Raw genomic sequence first — 15,701 nt, forward strand, 5'->3', positions numbered from 1 at the left:
CCGGGACATTGAGTCGGCATAGCTCAACTTCACTGCCGGAGGGAAGATCATGGCTTCGACGTCCGTAACGCTCACCCTGCCCGTGCTGCCGCTCGATGACGAGGTCGTGCTGCCCGGAATGGTGGTACCGCTGGACCTGTCCGACGCCGAGGTGCGCGGAGCCGTGGAGGCCGCCCAGGCCGCCGCGGGCAGCGGGAAGCCGCGGGTGCTGCTCGTACCGCGGGTCGACGGGAAGTACGCCGGGACCGGGGTGCTCGGGACCGTCGAGCAGGTGGGACGGCTCTCCGACGGCGACCCCGGGGCGCTGATCCGCGGCCGCGGCCGCGTCCGCATCGGCGCCGGGACCACCGGCCCCGGGGCCGCGCTGTGGGTGGAGGGGGAAACCGTCGACGAGCAGGTGCCCGACCCGCTGCCCGGGGCCGTCGCCGAACTCGTCAAGGAGTACAAGGCCCTCGCCACCAGCTGGCTCAAGAAGCGCGGGGCCTGGCAGGTCGTGGACCGGGTCCAGCAGATCGAAGGGGTCTCGGCGCTCGCCGACAACTCCGGGTACTCGCCGTTCCTGACCGTGGCCCAGAAGGTCGAGCTGCTGGAGACGGCCGACCCCGTCGCCCGGCTCAAGCTCGCCATCAAGGCGCTCAGCGACCACCTCGCCGAACAGGACGTCGCCGAATCCATCGCCAAGGACGTCCAGGACGGCGTCGACAAGCAGCAGCGCGAGTTCCTGCTCCGCCGCCAGCTGGAGGCCGTCCGCAAGGAACTGCGCGAACTGAACGGCGAGAAGGAGGGCGAGGAGTCCGACGACTACCGGGCCCGCGTCGAGGCCGCCGACCTGCCCGAGAAGGTACGGGAGGCGGCGCTCAAGGAAGTCGAGAAGCTGGAGCGCTCCAGCGACCAGTCGCCCGAGGGCTCCTGGATCCGCACCTGGCTCGACACCGTGCTGGAACTGCCCTGGAACGAGCGCACCGAGGACGAGTACGACATCCGCGGCGCCCGCGCGGTGCTCGACGCCGAACACGCCGGGCTCAGCGACGTCAAGGACCGGATCACCGAGTACCTCGCCGTGCGCAAGCGGCGCTCCGAGCGCGGCATGGGCGTCATCGGCGGCCGCCGCGGCGGCGCCGTACTGGCCCTGGTCGGACCGCCCGGCGTCGGAAAGACCTCCCTCGGGGAATCGGTCGCGCACGCCATGGGCCGCAAGTTCGTCCGGGTCGCGCTGGGCGGCGTACGGGACGAGGCCGAGATCCGCGGCCACCGGCGGACGTACGTCGGCGCGCTGCCCGGCCGGATCGTGCGCGCCATCAAGGAGGCCGGGTCCATGAACCCGGTCGTGCTGCTGGACGAGATCGACAAGGTCGGCTCCGACTTCCGCGGGGACCCGGCCGCCGCCCTGCTGGAGGTGCTGGACCCGGCGCAGAACCACACCTTCCGGGACCACTACCTGGAGGTGGAGCTGGACCTGAGCGACGTGGTGTTCCTGGCCACGGCGAACGTGCTCGAAGCGATCCCCGAGGCGCTCGCCGACCGGATGGAGCTCGTCCGGCTCGACGGCTACACCGAGGACGAGAAGATCGTCATCGCCCGCGACCACCTGCTGCCGCGCCAGCTGGAGCGGGCCGGCCTCGCGGCCGACGAGGTGGTCCTGGAAGAGGGGGCGCTGCGCAAGCTGGCGGGGGAGTACACCCGGGAAGCGGGCGTGCGCACCCTGGAGCGGTCCCTGGCGCGGCTGCTGCGCAAGGTCGCCTCGCAGCACGAGCTGGACGAGCGGGACCTGCCCTTCACCATCGGCGCCGACGACCTGCGGGCGCTCATCGGGCGGCCGCACCACGTCCCGGAGTCCGCGCAGGACCCGGCCGAGCGGCGCACCGCCGTACCGGGCGTGGCCACCGGCCTCGCCGTGACGGGAGCGGGCGGCGACGTGCTGTTCGTGGAGGCGTCGCTGGCCGATCCGGAGACCGGGGCGGCCGGGCTGACGCTGACCGGGCAGCTGGGTGACGTGATGAAGGAGTCGGCGCAGATCGCGCTCAGCTTCCTGCGCTCGCACGGCGCGGAGCTGGAGCTGCCGGTCGCCGACCTCAAGGACCGGGGCGTGCACATCCACTTCCCGGCGGGAGCGGTGCCGAAGGACGGCCCGAGTGCGGGCATCACGATGACGACCGCGCTGGCCTCGCTGCTGTCGGGGCGGCAGGTGCGGACGGACGTGGCCATGACCGGTGAAGTCTCGCTGACCGGGCGGGTCCTGCCGATCGGCGGGGTCAAGCAGAAGCTGCTCGCCGCGCACCGGGCGGGGCTGACCACGGTGATCATCCCGAAGCGGAACGAAGCGGACCTGGACGATGTGCCGGCGGAGGTGCTGGAGGGGCTGGAGGTGCACCCGGTGACGGATGTGCGGCAGGTCCTGGAGCTGGCCCTCGCGGAGGCGGAGGTGGCCGCCGTGACGGCTGCCGCCTGAGGTTCGGGGCGACGGGGGCGTCCTGCCCGGCGGGGCCGAGGAACCCGGCTGCGCCGGGCACCGGGCTCCGCCCGGACCTGCGCCTCAAGCGCCGGCGGGGCCGGAGGCGGCGGGGTTGAGGTGGCGGGGCTGCGCCGCAAGCGCCGGCGGGCCTGACGACACCCCCGCGGGGCTGGAAGTGTGGGGGCGCTGCGAAATAATGGGTGTACGCAGCGTGAGAACACCACCGACGGGAGCCGGACGTGCACGGGAGAGAAGACCAGGAGTTCCTTGCCCTGGAGCGGGAGCTGTCCGTCTTCCTCCGGCGCGCCCGCGCCTCCTCCGGGGAGATGGCCCGGGCTCTCCACCCCGAGCTGGAGCCGGCCGCGTACGGGCTGCTCGTCCGGCTGGAGGCCGCCGGGCGGCAGCGGGCCACCGAGCTCGCCGGCTACTTCGGCGTCGGCAAGGCCACCATGAGCCGCCAGCTGCGCGCCCTGGAACTGCTCGGCCTGGTCGCCCGGGAGCCGGACCCCGCCGACGGCCGGGCCTTCCTCGTCGGGCTCACCGAAGAGGGCCGGGCCCGGTTCCTGCGGGTCCGGGGCGCCCGGCGCGAGCAGTACATGCGGAAGCTGGCCGACTGGGACCGGGGCGAGGTCGCCGAACTGGCCCGGCTGCTGCACCAGCTCAACCAGGGCGCCGAATAGCGGGCCCCGCCGCCCGTTCAGCCGCTCAGAGTTCCGCGTACACCGCCGACGCGTCGTCGTGGCGCTTGTAGCGGGCCGACGGGCGGGCCGGGTCGGACTCGACCGCCCGGACCCGGCCGATCAGGCCCTCGGCGCCCTCCTTCCGCAGCACCGCCATGCAGGCCGCCCAGTCGCCTTCCCGGAACGTGTCGGTCCACCGGCTGGCCCCGTCCGTGAGCGCGGCCACCGCCCGCACCTGCGTCCTCGGCGTCCGCCCGGTCACCGCCCGGGCCGCCACCGCCGGGTCAGCGGCCGCCGTGAAGAAGCCGCCCTCCGCGTTGCGCAGCGCGTCCGCCGTGGCCGCCGAGCGCAGCGCCGCCCGCGGGACCCGGTCCAGCCGGTCGTCCAGGACGGCCGTGACCTCGCCCCCGGGCGCCTGGAGGAGCAGGACGGAGTCCGACAGCACCAGGTGCTCCACGTGGGTCTCGTCCCAGCGGGCCATCACCACCGTCGCCTGCGGGGTGCGCACGTGAGAAAGGTCACAGTCGCCGCCGTGCGCTCCGGCCGTCGCCTCGATGGCCTCCGCGAGGATCCGCTCCAGCGGCATGTCCTGCCGCGAGCCCGACAGTTCGGTCAACCGGCCGCCGAGCCGGGCCGCGAACCACGGCACCCCGTGCACGCACCCGTCGTCGCCGCGCGGCGGCGTGACTCCGTCCAGAACCACCACAACTCCGCCGCCCACCGCGGGTATCGCAGCTGACACCCAGTCCTCGTTGGGGCGTTCCGGGCTGCCGGCCACCGAGGCCAAGTCGATGCGCATGCGGACATTCTGCCCCGCGCCGCTGCCGCGGTCCCAACCCCGCGCCAGAGCAGGTCCGTACCAAACCGGGAGGGGTGGGACGGCCCCGCAGGCGGCACCGGGGTCACGAGGGCGGGGCATCTTGCCAAAGCGCGCCGCGAACTTTCAACCGCCGGTCCACGGAGGGCACCTGGCGCGCGCCGCCCGAGTTGGTCGGCCACTCCTCCGTGATGTTCACTCCTTCGAGTGGCGGGGTGGGCGATGTGCGGCTCTGTTCCCATCGCACTGCGAAGGTCTGAGGCGGTACGAGGGGGCAGGAGGCGTTTACTTGTTGACCGGCCGTTACCTCGGCCACACGAGTAGACGAGCACGAGCACACGTACAGGATTGCGAGCACCGGTGCAGAAGAAGCGGTCTCGGAAGAACGGCACCGCCAGCGCAGACGGACCCGCCATCGCAGGACGTCGCGTCCGCGTGCGCAGCAGGCTGGTGGTCGGCGTGGCCGTCGCGGGCCTCACCGTCCTCGCGGCAGGCGCTCCCGCCGTCGTCTCCGCAACCAGAGAACTGAGCGACTCCCAGCGACTGGTCACCCTCGCCGAACAGGCGCAGGCGAGCCTCACCCTGGCGCACCTGCTCGGCGACGAGCGGGACGCCGTGGTCGAGTACGCCGCCAAGGGCCGTCCCAGCGGCGCCAAGACCCCCGTGCAGGAACGTGTCGCGGGTACCGACCGGCAGCTGTCCGAGGTCCAGGCCGACGCGGACGAGCAACTCGCGGGCGTCCTCGGGCGGATCCGGCCCGTACGCACCGAGGCCGTCGACGGCAAGGGCAGCCCCCTCGCCGCGTACCAGGCCTACACCGCCGTCATCGCGGAACTCCTCGCGCCGGGCGACCGGCTCGCCGAACTGACCCCGCCGCGCGCCGAGGCCGCCCTGGCCACCACCCGCCCGCTGGCCCCCCTCGGCCAGGCCGTCGAACAGGCCTCGGCGACCCGCGGGCTGCTGCTCGCCGCGCTGGCCGTCCCCCGCGCCGAGCAGTCCGCCGGCTCGGCCGCCGCCGACGAACTCACCGCTGCCGCCCAGCGCTCCCGGGTACGGGAACAGGCCGCCCTGGACGACTTCGCCCGGGCCGCGCGGCCCGACGTACGGCAGACGCTGACCGCCACCGTCACCGGTCCCGAGGTCAAGACGGCCGACGACTACCTCAAGCGCCTCACCGAGCGGCCGACGCTGTCCGCGAACGACCGCAAGGCCGACGCCGGTTCCGTCGGCTCCGCCCTCACCGCCCGGATCGACCGGATGCGCTCGGTGGAGTCCACCCTGGCGAGCCGGCGCTCCACCGCGCTCGCCACCCTGCGCGACGACGACGTCCAGCGGCTGGAACTGCTCGTCGCCTTCCTCGGCGTGCTGTTCCTGTTCGTCGTGGGCGTCTCCACGGCCGTCGCCCGCTCCCTGACCCGGCCGCTGTCGGTGCTGCGCCGGGGCGCGGAACGGCTGGCGACGCCGGAGGGCTCGGTGGAGCCGGTCCGGTTCACCGGCCGCAACGACGAGTTCGCCCAGGTCGTGGGCCACCTGAACGCGGTGCGGGACCAGACCGTCGCCCTGCACACCAAGATCGCCGGACTCGATGCCGACCGGCGCCGCCTCATCGGCCGCAACGAGGCGCTGTCCTCGGGCCGGGGCGCGCTGGAGACGGAGCTCAAGGAGGTCCGCGCCCGGCTGGAGGCGGAACTCGCGCAGCTCCGGGCCGGGCTGGAGGAGCACCGGCGCATCATGTCGACGACCTCCGTCTCCCTGTCGCTGCGGACCCTCGGCCTGGTGGAGCGGCAGCTGGCGGTCATCGAGGAACTGGAGTCCAAGGAGCAGGACCCCGAGCGGCTCGCGACCCTGTTCAAGCTGGACCACCTGGCGACGGTGATGCGCCGCCACAACGAGAACCTGCTCGTGCTGGCCGGGCAGGAGCACGGCCACGGGCAGGCGCTGCCGGTGCCGCTGGTCGACGTCATGCGGGCGGCGGTCAGCGAGATCGAGCGCTACGAGCGGGTCGACCTGGCGGCGCTGCCGTCGTACACGCAGGTCGCCGGGCACGCCGCCGACGACATCTCGCACCTCCTCGCCGAACTCCTGGAGAACGCGACGACGTTCTCGCCGCCGGACGCCAAGGTGAAGGTCTCGGGCCGGCTGCTGGACTCCGGCGAAGTGGTGCTGTCCGTGCTGGACCAGGGCATCGGCGTCACCGCCGACCGGCTGGAGTCGCTGAACGCCCGGCTGGCCGCGCCGGAGGCCTACGACGAGGAGCCCGAGGCGGAACACGGGCTCGGGCTCGGCCTGTACGTGGCCGGCCGCCTGGCCGCCCGGCACGGGGTCACCGCGGAGCTGCGGGCCGGCCGGCACGGCGGGACGGAGGCCCTGGTGGTCGTCCCGGCCGCGCTGCTGCCGACCGCGCCGCCCAGCTCGCCCGTGCACGCGCTGGCCACGCCGGGGCTGCCGGAGTTCCGGCTGCCCGGGGTGATCGCCGAGGCGAACGAGAACACGCTGCCCCCGCGCATGCCTGCGGCCGCCGAACCGGCCGAGGGCGCCGCCGTCACCGGCCGGGACGCCGCACCCGAGGTGCCCGCGGGCGCCGGCGCGGAACCGGCCCCGGGCCGCGGAGCGCAGGAGTTCCCGGCCGCGGAGTCCGACGGCCCGGCCGACGGGTCCCTCCCGGACACCGGCCAGGAGGTGCGGGCCGCCGCCCAGCAGGGGCCGGCGGCCGGGGGCGCGGCCGACGCGGGCCGGGCCGAGCCCGCCGAGGAGCTGCTGGCCCGGGTCGTGCCCGAGGCCGTCGAAGGGGCCTTCGGTGCTCCCGCCGGGCAGCTGCCCCCCGCCGAGCAGGTGTTCACGGCGGCGGCCCCCGCCGCCGGGGCGCCGGGCGGGGCGGGTCCCGAGGAGGACCTCCTCGCGCGGGTCGTGCCCGCGCCGGACCCGGCGGCCTTCGGGGTGCCGGAGCCCGCCCGGGAAGGCGCCGAGCCGCTGTCCGAGACCGCGCCCGGGGCCGTCGTACAACAGGAAACGGCGTCCGGGCCCGCGCGGCCCGACGCCGCACCGGCGGAGCCCGATCCGCACGGCCGGGCCACCGCCGAGGACAACTGGCTCCCGCGCCAGGGCAACCACGGCCACCCCGAGGAAGCCGTCACCGGCAAGGGCCTGCCCAAGCGGACCCGGCGCCCCGCGGCCCCGGGCGCGCCGGCCGGCCGGACCGCCGACGCGCGGCCCGAACCGCGCCGGGTGGACGCCGACGAGCTGCGCCGCCGGCTCGGCGGCTTCTACCAGGGCTCCCAGGACGGGCGGCGCGTCGCGGCCGCCGAACTCGCCCGGAACCAGGGGCCGGACCGGGACCACGACCAGGACCCGGACCACGACCAGGGCCCGGACCGGGGCCAGGGCCGGGACCAAGGGCAGACCGACCGGGGGGACACCGCACAGGAGGCACGCACATGACCGCGCCCAGTACGTACGGACTGAGCACCCAGGCCCGCAACCTGCAATGGCTGCTGACCGACCTGGTCGAGGAGGTGCCGGGCGTCAACTCCGTCGCCGTCGTCTCCTCGGACGGGCTGCTGCTGCTCTCCTCGGAGCCGGTGGGCCCGGCGGATACGGACCGGCCCAAGGGCCCCCGGGGGGCCTCGGCCGACCTCGCCACCATCGTCTCCGGGCTCGGCAGCCTCACCAGCGGCGCAGCCGAGCTCATGGAGTTCGGCACCGTGAAGCAGACCATGGTGGCGATGGAGCACGGCTCCGTGTTCGTCATGGTCATCAGTGACGGCTCGCTGCTGGGCGTGCACGCCACCCCCGACTGCGACATGAGCGTCGTCGCCTACCACATGGCCCTGTTCGTGGGCCGGGCCGGGCACGTCCTGACCCCCGAAGTCCGCAGCGAGCTGCGCCAGTCGATGGAGAACACCCCGTGAGGAGTCCGGCCTCCGACCGGCTGCCCATACGCGGCGCCGACCGCCGCCCCGCCCGGGTCCGGCCCTACTCCCTCACCGGTGGCCGGACCCGCTTCGCGCAGGTCCTGCTGGTGGAGACCTTCGTCGCCGCCCTCGACACCGGACCGGCCGAGAAGGCCGACCGGATGCCGGAGATGCCGGCCATCGTCGAGGTGTGCCGCCGCATGCGCACGATCGCCGAGATAGCCGCGCTGCTGAAACTGCCGCTCGGCGTGGTCCGCGTCCTGGTCAGCGACCTCGCCGACCAGGGACGGGTCCGCGTCTACGGCACGGGACACGGCACCGGCCGTCCCGACCGCGCGCTGCTGGAAAGGGTGCTCAGTGGCCTTCGCCGTCTCTGATCCGGACCTGGCCGCGGCCGAGCCCGTCCAGCCGTGGCAGTACGACCGTTCGCGCGCCCCCGTCGCCGTGAAGGTGCTGGTCGCGGGCGGCTTCGGCGTCGGCAAGACCACCTTCGTGTCGTCCGTCTCCGAGATCACCCCGCTGCGCACCGAGGCGGTGATGACCCAGGCCGGTGCGGCCACCGACGACCTGTCCGCGACCCCGGACAAGGGCACCACCACCGTCGCCATGGACTTCGGCCGGGTCACGCTCGCGGACGACCTCGTCCTGTACGTGTACGGGACCCCGGGCCAGGAGCGGTTCTGGTTCATGTGGGACGACCTGGTGCGGGGCGCGATCGGCGGGCTGGTGCTCGCCGACACGCGCCGGCTGCGCGACTGCTTCCCGGCCCTGGACTACTTCGAGAGCTGTGGGCTGCCGTACGCGGTCGCGGTCAACCACTTCGAGGGCTCGCCGGAGTACGAGGAGGCGGACGTGCGCGAGGCGCTCGGCATCCCGGCGCGGGTCCCCGTCGTGACCATGGACGCACGGCGCCGGGATTCGGTCGTCGAGTCCCTGCTCACCCTGGTCTCGCACGCCCTGGACGTCACCCCCGAATAGCGCGAAGCGCAGCACCCCGCAGCACCGTCGACCCCGAATCGAGAACGTGAGATGCGCAAGATACTCGTCGTGGGGGCCGGCCAGTCCGGTCTCCAGCTCGCCCTCGGACTCCAGTCGAAGGGGTACGAGGTCACCCTCATGTCCAACCGGACGGCGGATGAGATCCGCACCGGGCGGGTCATGTCCACGCAGTGCATGTTCGACACGGCGCTCCAGCACGAGCGTGACCTCCAGCTGGCCTTCTGGGAGCGGCAGGCCCCGAAGATCGAGGGCGTCGGCGTCTCGGTCGCCGGCCCCGACGGCGGGCGCGCCGTCGACTGGCTCGGCCGGCTGAAGGGCTTCGCCCAGTCCGTCGACCAGCGCGTGAAGATGGCGGGCTGGACCGACACGTTCGTGCAGCGGGGCGGCCAGCTGGTCGTCCACGGCGCGTCCGTCGCCGACCTGGACTTCTTCTCCCGCACCTACGACCTGGTGCTCGTCGCCGCCGGCAAGGGCGAACTGGTGTCGATGTTCGGCCGGGACGCGGCGCGCTCCCCGTTCGACGCGCCGCAGCGCGCGCTGGCGGTCTCGTACGTGCACGGGCTCGGGCCGCGCCCCGAGCACCCGGACACCGAGGCGGTGCGCTGCAACCTGGTGCCGGGCGTCGGCGAGCTGTTCGTCATGCCGACCCTGACCACCTCGGGGCGGGCGGACATCCTGTTCTGGGAGGGCCTGCCGGGCGGTCCGGTGGACGCCTTCAAGGGGATCAAGGACCCCTCGGAGCACCTGGCGCTGACCCTGGAACTGATGGAGAAGTTCACGCCCTGGGAGTACGCGCGGGCCACCAAGGTGGACCTGACGGACGCGGGCGCCACCCTCGCCGGCCGGTACGCGCCCGTCGTCCGCAACCCGATCGGACGGCTGCCGAGCGGTGGCCTGGTGCTGGGCGTCGCCGACGTGGTCGTGGCGAACGACCCGATCACCGGGCAGGGTTCGAACTCCGCCGCGAAGTGCGCGGCCTCGTACCTCTCGTCGATCCTCATGCACGGCGACAAGCCGTTCGACGAGGCGTGGATGAAGGCGACCTTCGACAAGTACTGGTTCACGACGGGCAAGCCGGTGACCCAGTGGACGAACGCGATGCTGGGCGTGCCGCCGGAGCACGTGCTGAACCTGATCGGGGCGGCCGGGGAGCTGGCGCCGGTGGCGGATCGATTCGCCAACGGCTTCGACAACCCGGCCGACTTCGACGCGTACTTCTACGACCCCGAGGACGCGGCGGACTACCTGGCGGAGGTCGCGGCTCCGGTGTCGGCGTCGGGCCCGGCCCCGGAGTAGCCCGTGTCGTCCCCCGCCGTGGCCGAATCGGGCAGCGGCGGGAGGGTGAACGAGGCGAGCGGGATCCCGGCGGGGTCGGGGCGGACGGCGCCCAGCACCGGGTTCGCGGCGATCGGCGACACCTTGACGGTGCTTCCCGGGCGGGGCGCCTGGATGACCTTGCCGTCGCCGATGTACAGGGCGACGTGGGTGGCGGTGGGGAAGTACACCACCAGGTCCCCGGGGCGCAGCCGGTCCAGCGGCACCTTCGGCAGCTGCGCCCACTGCTCCTGGCTGGTACGGGGGATGGCGCGCCCGGCGTGCTCCCAGGCCCGGGAGGTGAGCCCGGAGCAGTCGAAGGAGGCCGGACCCTCGGCGCCCCAGACGTACGGCTTGCCGATCTGGGCCGCCGCGTAGGCGAGGGCCGCGCCGCCCGCGGCGGTGGGGGTGGCGGTGGGTACGGAGACTGCGGGGGCGGCGGCCCGGCCGGCGGGGGCTGAGGGGACGCCGGGGGCGGAGGGGGCGCCGGGGGCGCCCGCCCGGCCGAGGCGGCCCGAATCGAGCAGCTCCCGTTGCGCTTCGGCGGTGACCGCCGTCTCGCGGGCGTCCAGCCGGGCGAGCTGGTCGGCGGTCAGGGAGGCCAGGAGCCGCTCGACCTCCTTGAGCCGGCCGGTGACCTCCTCCTTGTGCCGCTTCCGCTCGGCGGTCAGGTTCCGCTGGGCGTCCGCGGCCTTGCGGGCGGCGCCGGCGAGGGTCCCGGCCCGCTGCTCGCCGTGTTCGAGGCGGGCGAGGAGGCCGGCGGTGCGGGCGCCCTGGAGGGTGGTGAGCCGGCGCTGGTCGGAGGCGTGCCGGAGGTCGCCGGACAGCAGCATCCGCAGGTAGGGGGAGAGCCCGCCGCGCGAGCCCTGGTACTGCTCCCGGGCCAGCCGCCCGGCGCGGGCCCGCGCGGTGCTGAGGGCGGTGCGGGCCGTGCCGAGCTCGGTGGTGAGCCGGCGCTCCTCGGCCTGGCGGGCCTTGAGGGCGACTTCGGTGGCGTTGTAGGCCTCGGAGGCCTGCTCCGCCTTCTGGTACAGGTCCTGGAGGCGGGTCAGCAGCACCCCGACGGACTCGGTGGCGGCCGGCCGGCCGGCGGGGGGCGGCGCGGCGGCCGGCCCGGCGGCCCCGGGCCGGGGGGCCGCGGCGGGTTCCGTCGCGGGGAGGGGTTCGGCGCGGGCGGTGGCGGGCGGACCGGCGGCCGCGAGCAGGACGGCGGCGGCGATGCAGACGGTGTGGACAAGGCGTGGTCGGTTTGTCATGTAATCACCTCCGGGGTGGCCGATGCTGCCACGTCCGGTATGACGAATGGCCCAGCGAAGACGGCGGGGTGAGGCGGCGTCACCTGTTCGGCGGGTTCGCGGCGGTGGGATCCGGCCGCCACCGCGGCTCGCGATCGCCGCGTATTCCGACCGTTTGTGGCGACTCTTCGGCGCACTGTGACATAAGCGGACATAGTGTTCCGGGGCTTGCTACGTTCGCCCCATGACCGCTCTGACGGCGAAGGTGACGGAGCCCGCCCCGCCCCCGCCTCCCGACGCCCGGACCCCCAAGGGCCGGGGCATCGAGCTGACCCTGCTGACCGGGGCGGTCCTGATCTCCGTACTCGGCCACCTCTACGTCGGCCTCGCCGCCACCGGCCACCTCCCCGACGCCGTCACCCGCCGCACCGCGGGGCTCGCCGCCGCCGCCCTGATCGCGCACCTCGCCGTGCGGCTGCGCGCCCCGTACGCCGACCCGCTCGTACTGCCGATCGCCGTCCTGCTCAACGGACTCGGCCTCGTCCTGATCGAGCGGCTCGACCTCGCCACCCCCGGCCACCCCACCGCCGACGAGCAACTGCGCTGGTCGGGCCTCGGGCTGGGGCTGTTCGTGCTGGTCGTCGCCGTGCTGCGGGACCACCGCGTGCTCCAGCGGTACGCGTACCTCTCCGTCGCCGCAGCGCTCGCGCTGATGCTCGTCCCCGTCTTCTTCCCGGCCGTCAACGGCGCCCACATCTGGATCCGGTTCGCCGGGTACTCCTTCCAGCCGGGGGAGTTCGCCAAGATCCTGCTCGCCGTCTTCTTCGCCGCCTACCTCGCCGCGAACCGCACCGCCCTGGCCCTCACCGGGCGCCGGCTGCTGTGGAAACTGCGCCTGCTGCCCGGCCGGGTCCTCGGCCCGATCCTCACGATCTGGCTGCTCAGCGTCGGCGTACTGGTCCTGGAACGGGACCTCGGCACGTCCCTGCTCTTCTTCGGCCTGTTCGTGATCATGCTGTTCACCGCCACCGGGCGGATCGGCTGGATCGCGATCGGACTGCTGCTCGCGGCCCTCGGCGCGTACGCCGTGGGGACGTTCGAACCGCACGTGCACAGCCGGGTCGAGGACTGGCTGAATCCTTTCGCCTCCATCGCACGGGGCGACGGCCCCGGCCAGCTCGCCCAGTCCCTCTTCGCCTTCGGCGCCGGCGGCCTGCTCGGCGCCGGCCTCGGCCACGGCCAGTCCTTCCTGATCGGCTTCGCCGCCAAGTCCGACTTCGTCCTGGCCACCGCCGGAGAGGAACTCGGGCTCGTCGGCCTGACCGCGATCCTGCTGCTCTACGGGCTCCTCGTGGACCGGGGCTTCCGCGCCGCACTCGCGCTGCGCGACCCCTTCGGGCGCCTCCTCGCCACCGGGCTCGCCTCGATCCTCGCCCTCCAGGTGTTCGTCATCGCCGGCGGCGTCACCGGACTGATCCCGCTCACCGGCATGGCCATGCCGTTCCTGGCGCAGGGCGGCTCGTCCGTCGTCACCAACTGGATCATCGTCGCCCTGCTGATCCGGCTCGGGGACAGCGCCCGCAGGCCGGTGCCGGCCGGAGAGGCGGGTCCCGGGTGATCCGCTACATCCGCTGGTGCGCGTACTTCTGCGCGCTCCTGCTCGCCGCCCTGCTGGTCAACACGGGCCGGGTGCAGGTCTGGGAGGCCGCCGCCTACGGCGCGAACCCGGCCAACAAACGCGCCGCCGTCGAGCGGTACGCGAAGCCCCGCGGGGACATCCTGGTCGACGGCAGGCCCGTCACCGGATCCCGCGACAGCGGCCAACTTCTGCGCTACGAGCGCACCTACGCCAACGGCCCGCTCTACGCGCCCGTCACCGGGTTCTCCTCCCAGACGTACGGGACCAGCTTCGTGGAACGGGCCGAGGACGCCGTCCTCGCGGGCACCGACCCGGGCCTGTCCGCCTTCCCGCTCTGGTACGACCTCGCGCGCGGCCACCCGCCCGGCGGGAACGCGGTGACGACGATCCGGGCCGCGGTGCAGCGCGCCGCGTACACGGGGCTGGCCGGCAAGCGGGGCGCGGTCGCGGCCCTGGAGCCGGCCACCGGGCGGATCCTCGCCCTGGTCAGCAGTCCCTCTTACGATCCGGCGGAGCTCTCGGGGACCGGCGCGCGGGTCAAGGACGCGTGGACGCGGCTCAACGCGGACCCCGCCAAGCCGATGCTCAACCGGGCGCTGCGCGAGACGTACCCGCCCGGCTCCACCTTCAAGATCGTGACGGCGGCGGCCGCGCTCGACGCCGGGGTGGTCAAGGACGTGGACGCCCCGACCCGGACCCCCGACCCGTACCCGCTCCCGGGAACCAGCACCCTGCTGCCGAACGAGGCCACCGGCTGCGAGGACGCCTCGATGGCCGAGGCGGTGCAGTGGTCCTGCAACACGGTGATGGCCAAGATCGGCGTACAGGTGGGCCTGGCCCGCATGGTCGACGCGGCGCGGCGCTTCGGATTCAACGACGACGGGCTGCGCGTGCCGTCCTGGGTGTCGCCGTCGGCCTTCGACACCGACATGAGCCCCGACCAGCTGGCGCTTTCCTCGATCGGGCAGTTCAACACCAAGGCCACCCCGCTCCAGATGGCGATGGTGGCGGCGGCGGTCGCCAATGGCGGGGAGCTGAAACGCCCGTACCTGGTGGAGCGGACGACCCAGGACGACGGGAGTCAGGTGCGCCGCGGCGAACAGCGGACGCTGGGACGGGCGATGAGCCTCGCGACGGCGCTGCGCGTGCAGGACCTCATGGTCAAGGTGGTGGAGAACGGTACGGGACGCAACGCGGCCGTCCCGGGCGCGGTGGTCGGCGGCAAGACCGGCACCGCGCAGCACGGCGTCGGCAACGCGGGTACGCCGTACGCCTGGTTCATCGCCTGGGCCCGGGGGCGGGACGCGCCGCTGCCGGCGGTCGCCGTCGCGGTGGTCGTCGAGGACGGGGCGGCGGAGCGCGGCGACATCAGCGGCAACAGCGCGGCGGCCCCGATCGCGCGCGCGGTGATGGCGGCGGCGCTGGCGGCGAAGCCGCCGGCACCGTGAGCCGGGTGCCGGGGCACTCGGGCACTCGGGCACTCGGGCGCTCAGATGCTCAGGCGCTCAGGCGCTCAGGCGCTGGGGCCGGCGCTCCGCGCGCCTTCCTCGATCGCGGCCCGGACCTCCGCCACCCGGTCGCGTTCCTCGGCTGCGAACCGCTCCCGGTCCAGCGCCTCGGCGATCTCCTCGTCCTCGCTCATCAGCAGGTCCAGGTTGGAGTTGCCCATCTCGAAGACGCCCATCTCCAGGTACGCCCGCTGAAGCCGGTCGCCCCACAGTCCGATGTCCTTCACGCAGGGCACGATCCGGCTGAACAGCAGCCTGCGGAACAGGTGCAGGAACTCCGACTGCTCGCTGAACTCCTCGGCCTCCTTCCTCGGGATGCCGAAGTTCTCCAGCACCTCCACCCCGCGCAGCCGGTCCCGCATCAGGTAGCAGCCCTCGATCACGAACTCCTCGCGCTCGCGCAGCTCGGCGTCCGTCAGCTGCTTGTAGTAGTCCCGCAGCGCCATCCGGCCGAACGCCACGTGCCGGGCTTCGTCGTGCATCACGTACGCCAGGATCTGCTTGGGCAGCGGCTTGTCGGTCGTGTCGCGGATCATCCCGAAGGCCGCCAGTGCCAGCCCCTCGATCAGCACCTGCATGCCCAGGTACGGCATGTCCCAGCGGGAGTCGCGCAAGGTGTCGCCGAGGAGCCCCTGGAGGCTGTCGTTGATCGGATAGAGCATCCCGACCTTCTCGTGCAGGAAGCGCCCGAAGACCTCCGCGTGCCGGGCCTCGTCCATGGTCTGGGTGGCCGAGTAGAACTTCGCGTCCAGGTCCGGCACCGATTCCACGATGCGCGCCGCGCACACCATGGCGCCCTGCTCCCCGTGCAGGAACTGGCTGAAGTTCCATGCCGCGTAATGGCGGCGCAGCTCGCCCTTGTCCTTGTCGGTGAGCTTGGCCCAGTAGCGGGTGCCGTAGAGCGTCAGCACCTCGTCGGGGGTGCCGAGCGGATCGTACGGGTCCACCTCCAGGTCCCACGCGATGCGCTTGGCGCCGTCCCACTGCTTGTCCTTGCCCTTCTGGTACAGGGCGAGCAGCCGCTCCCGGCCCCCGTCGTACTCCCAGCTGAAGCGGGCGGCGCCGGAAGCCGGAACCTGCCAGACGCCCTCGCCCGGGTCCTTGGTGTAGAGCTCGTGCGTCGACACTGACGCCCCCTTGCCTCGG

12 protein-coding genes are annotated in these 15,701 nt (G+C 73.8%); 9 read left to right on the forward strand and 3 right to left on the reverse strand.

From position 1 onward, the window contains the following. Positions 1–49 precede the first annotated feature (49 nt). Complete coding sequence (gene lon / locus ACZ4M3_RS07490) at positions 50–2,449, forward strand: endopeptidase La (RefSeq protein WP_467730653.1); 2,400 nt, start codon at positions 50–52, stop codon at positions 2,447–2,449. A 242-nt stretch (positions 2,450–2,691) separates the two neighbouring features. Beyond that, entirely contained in the window at positions 2,692–3,132 is a 441-nt protein-coding gene (locus ACZ4M3_RS07495; protein ID WP_453356545.1) for a MarR family winged helix-turn-helix transcriptional regulator, read from the forward strand. A 25-nt stretch (positions 3,133–3,157) separates the two neighbouring features. On the opposite strand, the gene ACZ4M3_RS07500 is transcribed toward ACZ4M3_RS07495, so the two are convergent. Beyond that, the gene (locus tag ACZ4M3_RS07500) at positions 3,158–3,931 is read right to left on the reverse strand and encodes a protein phosphatase 2C domain-containing protein (RefSeq protein WP_467730654.1); all 774 of its coding nucleotides are present in this window, start codon (positions 3,929–3,931) and stop codon (positions 3,158–3,160) included. Positions 3,932–4,384: 453 nt separating this feature from the next. Here ACZ4M3_RS07500 and ACZ4M3_RS07505 point away from each other — a divergent pair, with 453 nt between their 5' ends. From ACZ4M3_RS07505 to ACZ4M3_RS07525, 5 genes are read left to right on the forward strand one after another with little or no spacing between them, the layout of a single operon-like run. Further along, positions 4,385–7,387, forward strand: a complete 3,003-nt coding sequence (locus tag ACZ4M3_RS07505) for a sensor histidine kinase (protein WP_467730655.1) — start codon at positions 4,385–4,387, stop codon at positions 7,385–7,387. Next, a complete protein-coding gene (locus ACZ4M3_RS07510; RefSeq protein WP_467730656.1) occupies positions 7,384–7,857 on the forward strand; it encodes a roadblock/LC7 domain-containing protein in 474 nt (157 codons plus the stop codon). The genes ACZ4M3_RS07505 and ACZ4M3_RS07510 overlap by 4 nt, the downstream gene beginning before the upstream one ends. After that, the gene (locus ACZ4M3_RS07515) at positions 7,854–8,237 is read left to right on the forward strand and encodes a DUF742 domain-containing protein (RefSeq protein ID WP_467730657.1); all 384 of its coding nucleotides are present in this window, start codon (positions 7,854–7,856) and stop codon (positions 8,235–8,237) included. Before ACZ4M3_RS07510 ends, ACZ4M3_RS07515 begins: the two co-directional genes overlap by 4 nt. Beyond that, positions 8,218–8,838, forward strand: a complete 621-nt coding sequence (locus tag ACZ4M3_RS07520; protein WP_467730658.1) for a GTP-binding protein — start codon at positions 8,218–8,220, stop codon at positions 8,836–8,838. The genes ACZ4M3_RS07515 and ACZ4M3_RS07520 overlap by 20 nt, the downstream gene beginning before the upstream one ends. Before the next feature lie 51 nt (positions 8,839–8,889). Then, entirely contained in the window at positions 8,890–10,155 is a 1,266-nt protein-coding gene (locus ACZ4M3_RS07525) for a styrene monooxygenase/indole monooxygenase family protein (protein ID WP_467730659.1), read from the forward strand. Here the strand turns inward: ACZ4M3_RS07525 and ACZ4M3_RS07530 are convergent. Further along, positions 10,101–11,429, reverse strand: coding sequence for a C40 family peptidase (locus tag ACZ4M3_RS07530; RefSeq protein WP_467730660.1), 1,329 nt, complete (start codon positions 11,427–11,429; stop codon positions 10,101–10,103). The two genes, ACZ4M3_RS07525 and ACZ4M3_RS07530, sit on opposite strands and share 55 nt — an antisense overlap. 223 nt (positions 11,430–11,652) lie before the next feature. Between ACZ4M3_RS07530 and ACZ4M3_RS07535 the strand changes: the two genes are divergently transcribed. Further along, complete coding sequence (locus tag ACZ4M3_RS07535; RefSeq protein WP_467730661.1) at positions 11,653–13,026, forward strand: FtsW/RodA/SpoVE family cell cycle protein; 1,374 nt, start codon at positions 11,653–11,655, stop codon at positions 13,024–13,026. Beyond that, on the forward strand, positions 13,023–14,495 hold the full coding sequence (locus ACZ4M3_RS07540; protein WP_467730662.1) for a penicillin-binding transpeptidase domain-containing protein: 1,473 nt from the start codon (positions 13,023–13,025) through the stop codon (positions 14,493–14,495). Before ACZ4M3_RS07535 ends, ACZ4M3_RS07540 begins: the two co-directional genes overlap by 4 nt. Positions 14,496–14,560: 65 nt before the next feature. Here ACZ4M3_RS07540 and ACZ4M3_RS07545 read toward each other — a convergent pair whose 3' ends face one another. Then, a complete protein-coding gene (locus ACZ4M3_RS07545) occupies positions 14,561–15,682 on the reverse strand; it encodes a ferritin-like domain-containing protein (protein WP_467730663.1) in 1,122 nt (373 codons plus the stop codon). Positions 15,683–15,701 lie beyond the last annotated feature (19 nt).

It is taken from the genome of Streptomyces sp. NPDC026522 (assembly GCF_055567555.1).

What these genes read in the sequence shown, in the direction of transcription:
- lon (WP_467730653.1), top strand. Translation starts at nt 50, where the DNA reads ATGGCTTCGACGTCCGTAACGCTCACCCTGCCCGTGCTGCCGCTCGAT.
- ACZ4M3_RS07500 (WP_467730654.1), bottom strand. Translation starts at nt 3,931, where the DNA reads ATGCGCATCGACTTGGCCTCGGTGGCCGGCAGCCCGGAACGCCCCAAC.
- ACZ4M3_RS07510 (WP_467730656.1), top strand. Translation starts at nt 7,384, where the DNA reads ATGACCGCGCCCAGTACGTACGGACTGAGCACCCAGGCCCGCAACCTG.
- ACZ4M3_RS07525 (WP_467730659.1), top strand. Translation starts at nt 8,890, where the DNA reads ATGCGCAAGATACTCGTCGTGGGGGCCGGCCAGTCCGGTCTCCAGCTC.
- ACZ4M3_RS07530 (WP_467730660.1), bottom strand. Translation starts at nt 11,429, where the DNA reads ATGACAAACCGACCACGCCTTGTCCACACCGTCTGCATCGCCGCCGCC.
- ACZ4M3_RS07535 (WP_467730661.1), top strand. Translation starts at nt 11,653, where the DNA reads ATGACCGCTCTGACGGCGAAGGTGACGGAGCCCGCCCCGCCCCCGCCT.